The organism is Vibrio gelatinilyticus (genome assembly GCF_022836845.1).
Taxonomy (GTDB): Bacteria; Pseudomonadota; Gammaproteobacteria; order Enterobacterales; family Vibrionaceae; genus Vibrio; species Vibrio gelatinilyticus.
Window position 1 is genome coordinate 1 of the sequence record NZ_JAJNNZ010000042.1, and the last position, 1,573, is coordinate 1,573.

Below are 1,573 nucleotides of genomic sequence, written 5' to 3' on the forward strand. Positions count from 1 at the left end.
TCATAGTCCTGAACGCATCGTTATTGAAGCAACAGGCCGATTAGAAATGCCTTTTGTTTTAGCATGTGCAGAGGCTCAACTACCTATTGTTAGAGCAAACCCTGTCCACATAAAACGATTCGCTGGCGCTATTGGCCGCAGAGCCAAAAATGATCGTCTAGATGCAGAGTTAATCGCTCACTATGGAGAAGCAATCCAACCAGCTCTTACCGTCATCAAAGCAAAAAACATACGCCTAATGAGTGACTTAGTCATTAGGCGAAACCAATTGTTATCAATGCAAACCATGGAAAAGAACCGAATCCAGATACTTCCTGTTTCTCTCCATCCGACTATCAAACCATTGCTAACCACGATAAAAAATCAGATCACCAAGCTAGAAGAAAAGCTCGTTAAGCTCATTGAAGATAGCCCTGAATACCAGACTAAAAACACAATATTGCAGAGCGTTCCAGGGATAGGAAACATTGCCGCGGCATCTATAATTAGCAACGTACCAGAACTTGGCTACATCACGAATAAACAAGCGGCGTCACTGATAGGTGTCGCTCCAATCACACGCGAAAGTGGACGCTACAAAGGTAAGCGTGTAATCCAAGGCGGTCGAGCGCAAGTACGAACCGTTTTATACATGGCGATGATGTCAGCCATGCAATGTAACCCTGTTTTCAAAACCACTTATTCACGACTTTTAGAAGCTGGGAAACCCAAGAAAGTGGCTATCATTGCCTGCGTTCGCAAGATGGTTGTAATACTGAATTCAATGTTACGAGATGGCGTCATGTGGGATGAAAATATAGCCAAAATTTAGCTATTGACGCCATAGTCGTTTGTTATAGCGCGACTCCTACCACCATACGGATTGCAAACAACGTTAACAGTATCTTTATCACTTTCACGACAACTTCATTCTTGGCTTTAAAACGAAGCTTTGTCCCTAAATATGAGCCTATCACTGAACCAATTACCATATAAGCTATTAAACCAATGTCTTCAAACAATGATGCCGTGATTACAAGATACACCGGTATCTTTGCGAAATGACTGATGGTCATAAAAAGTGAACTGGTCGCGATAATTTCATCCTTACAACTCAACTTCTTTGTCAAGACACTCAAACCGAGTGGTCCCGTTGCGCCAACGACCAAGCCTAAACCCGTTTGAAGAAAACCGACCAAATAGAAACTTTCGTACCGAGTGACCAACGCAGAAAAGCGCGGACTCCACAAGTTAAGTAAAATATATAGACCAATAGCCAATGGTACATAATTCATTGGGATATGAGAAAGGCCATAACCAATCACAATCGAGCCTAAGATAGAACCAACAAGAAACTGAGGCAATAGCTCCCATCTTACTTTCTCTAAAGAAAACAGCATCCTTGATGAATTACTTGCCAATTGAACTAGCCCGTGAACAGGAATTATCACACTGGGTGCTAAGAATATTGGCAAGATAGCAATCAATAACATGCCACCACCGAAGCCTACGACAGCAGCAACGAGCGAAGTAACTAAAGATATGATTCCTAGTATAATTTCGATACCAAAGCCTCCTTGCGCTATAACGCCCC

2 protein-coding genes are annotated in these 1,573 nt (G+C 42.4%); one reads left to right on the forward strand and one right to left on the reverse strand.

Translation table 11 applies throughout. From position 1 onward, the window contains the following. Window positions 1–811 (forward strand): IS110 family RNA-guided transposase (locus tag LNL84_RS19580; protein ID WP_244359540.1); only part of this gene is annotated, 811 nt, incomplete at its 5' end. Window positions 812–833: 22 nt separating this feature from the next. On the opposite strand, the gene LNL84_RS19585 is transcribed toward LNL84_RS19580, so the two are convergent. After that, window positions 834–1,573, reverse strand: a 740-nt coding sequence (locus LNL84_RS19585) for a sulfite exporter TauE/SafE family protein (RefSeq protein WP_279611108.1), incomplete at its 5' end; no start/stop codon positions are given.